General features: G+C 69.4%; 2 protein-coding genes. Both read left to right on the top strand.

Annotated elements, in window-relative coordinates; all coding sequences use genetic code 11:
• Positions 1–1,645, top strand: a 1,645-nt coding sequence (locus G3N93_RS36830; protein WP_206135228.1) for a GMC family oxidoreductase, incomplete at its 5' end; no start/stop codon positions are given.
• Positions 1,632–3,266 (top strand): NAD(P)/FAD-dependent oxidoreductase (locus tag G3N93_RS36835; RefSeq protein ID WP_206135229.1); only part of this gene is annotated, 1,635 nt, incomplete at its 3' end. The genes G3N93_RS36830 and G3N93_RS36835, both read left to right, overlap by 14 nt.

The raw sequence follows: 3,266 nt of genomic DNA on the forward strand, positions 1-3,266 counted from the left end.
TGAGGACCCGGCCGTGACCGTCTGCGTGCTCGAGGCCGGCGGCCGCGGCGACGGCACGCTCGTCAACGTGCCGACCGGCGCGGTCGCGATGATGCCGACCCGCATCAACAACTGGGCCTTTGACACCGTGCCGCAGCCGGGCCTCGGCGGGCGCATCGGCTACCAGCCGCGCGGCAAGGCGCTGGGCGGTTCGTCGGCCATCAACGCGATGGTCTATATCCGCGGCCATCGCGTCGACTACGACGGCTGGGCCGCGCTCGGCAACGAAGGCTGGAGCTACGACGACGTGCTGCCGTACTTCCGCCTGAGCGAGCACAACGAACGTTTCGACGACGCGTGGCACGGCCGCGACGGCCCGCTGTGGGTGAGCGACCTGCGCACCGGCAACCCGTTCCATGCGCGCTACCTGGAAGCCGCGCAGCAGGCCGGCCTGCCGCTCACCGACGATTTCAACGGCGCGCAGCAGGAAGGCATCGGCATCTACCAGGTCACGCAGAAGCACGGCGAACGGTGGAGCGCGGCGCGCGCGTACCTGCTGCCGCACGTCGGCCGCCGCGACAACCTGACGGTCGAGACGCACGCGCAGGTGCTGCGCATCCTGTTCGACGGCACCCGAGCGATCGGCGTCGAGGTACGCCAGCATGGCGAGGTCCGCACGCTGCGCGCACGGCGTGAAGTCGTGCTCGCGGCCGGCGCACTGCAAACACCGCAGTTGCTGATGCTGTCCGGCATCGGCCCGGGCCGCGCGCTCCAGCAACAGGGCATCGCCGTGCACGCCGACCTGCCCGGTGTCGGCCTCAACCTGCAGGATCATCCTGATTTCATCTTCGGCTACCGCACACGCAGCGTCGACACGATGGGCGTATCCGCGGGCGGCGGCCTGCGCATGCTGCGCGAGCTTGCGCGCTTTCGCCGCGAACGGCGCGGCATGCTGACGTCGAATTTCGCGGAAGGCGGCGGTTTCCTGAAGACGCGCGCCGAACTCGACGCGCCGGACATCCAGCTGCACTTCGTCGTCGCGCTCGTCGACGATCACGCGCGCAAGCTGCACACCGGCCACGGGCTGTCGTGCCACGTGTGCCTGCTGCGGCCGCGCAGCCGCGGCTCCGTCACGCTCAACAGCGCCGATCCGCTCGCCGCGCCGCGCATCGATCCCGCGTTCTTCGACGACCCGCGCGACCTCGACGACATGGTCGCGGGCTTCCGCCTCACACGCCGGCTGATGGAAGCGCCGGCACTCGCCGGCTGGACCACGCGCGACCTGTTCACCGTGAACGTCAACACCGACGATGAAATCCGCGACGTGCTGCGGCGGCGCACCGACACCGTGTATCACCCGGTCGGCACGTGCCGGATGGGGCACGACGCACTCGCCGTCGTCGATCCGCAACTGCGCGTGCATGGCCTGCAGGGGCTGCGCATCGTCGACGCGTCGATCATGCCGACGCTCATCGGCGGCAATACCAACGCGCCGACGATCATGATCGCCGAGAAAGCCGTCGACCTGATCCGGGGCGTGTGCCGACCGTCCGCACAGCCACAAGGCGAAACCGTCAGGATAGCGACGGATCGCGACACCGTTACCGCATCGTGCACCGCGCACGATGCTGTCCAGCCCGAGGAAACCCGCCATGTCGTCGCGTGACGCAGCCCACCTGACCGAATCCGCCGCCCCGCTTGCGGCGATCATCATCGGCGCCGGTTTCGCCGGCATCGGCATGGCGATCGCGCTGCAACGCGCCGGCATCCACGATTTCGCGATCGTCGAACGCTCGCACGACGTCGGCGGCGTGTGGCGCGACAACAGCTACCCGGGCGCCGCCTGCGACGTGCCCTCGCACCTGTACTCGTTTTCGTTCGAGCCCAATCCGGCGTGGTCGCGCGTGTTCGCGCCGCAGCCCGAAATCCACGCGTACCTGCAGCATTGCGCGCGCAAGTACGGCCTCGCGCGCTACCTGCGCTTCGGCGCCGAAGTTGCGCACGCACGCTACGACGAAGCCGCTGCGCTGTGGCGCGTCACGCTCGCCGACGGCACGACGCTCAGCGCCGCCGTGCTCGTCAGCGGCACCGGGCAGTTGAGCCGCCCCGCGATGCCCGACCTGCCCGGCATCGACACGTTTCGCGGCCGCGCCTTCCACTCCGCGCGCTGGGATCACGACTATTCGCTCGCCGGCAAGCGCGTGGCGGTCGTGGGCACCGGCGCATCGGCGATCCAGTTCGTCCCGGCGATCGCGGGCGACGTGAAGCATCTGGTCGTATTCCAGCGTTCGCCGGCCTATGTGATGCCGCGCCCCGATCGCGCGTACCGCCCGTGGGAGAAGGCGCTGTTCCGCCGGTTGCCGTGGGCGATGAAGCTGCATCGCGCATCGATCTACCTGCGCTACGAATCGCGCGCGATCGCGTTCACGCGCCTGCACAAGCTGATGAAGGTCGCGGTCGGCCGGCCGTTCCACACGCTGCTCGCACGCGACGTGCCGGACCCCGCGCTGCGTGCGCGCCTCACGCCCGACTACCCGATCGGCTGCAAGCGCATCCTGCTGTCGAGCGACTACCTTGCCGCGATGAGCCGCGACAACGTCGAGCTCGTCACGCAGCGGATCCGGCGCGTGACGGAGGACGGCATCGAGACCGTCGACGGCGTACACCATCCGGTCGACGCGATCGTCTACGGCACGGGGTTCGCGGCGACCGAATTCCTGTCGCCGATGCGCATCACAGGCCGCGACGGGCTCGACCTGAACGACGCATGGCGGCGCGGCGCGCAGGCGTATCTCGGGCTCACCGTGCCCGGCTTTCCGAACTTCTTCATGCTGTACGGCCCGAACACCAATCTCGGCCACAACTCGATCGTCTACATGCTCGAAAGCCAGATCGCGCACGTGATGCGCTGCCTGCGCACGATGCGGCGCGACGGTGCGCGCGAGATCGACGTCGACGCGCGCCGCTACCGGCGCTTCAACCTGCATGTGCAGCAGCGGCTCGAAGGATCGGTGTGGAACAGCTGCAAGAGCTGGTACGTCGATGCGTCGGGGCACAACAGCACGAACTGGCCGGGCTTCACGCTGACCTACCGGTGGATCACGCGCTTCACCGGGATGTCCGCTTACCGCTTCACGCATCCGTTGCCCGAGTCGCTCGCACCGGCGCGCGACGTGGTGGTCGCGCCGCCGGCCGGCCGGCTGGAGGCACTGACGGCCGCATCGCTGCGCGGCTTCCTGCGGGTGGCGTTTCGGCCACTAATCGGGCCGCCGTTCGGCGCGCGCATG

Origin of the sequence: Burkholderia sp. Se-20378, from assembly GCF_017104665.1 — a bacterium.
GTDB lineage: Bacteria > Pseudomonadota > Gammaproteobacteria > Burkholderiales > Burkholderiaceae > Burkholderia > Burkholderia lata.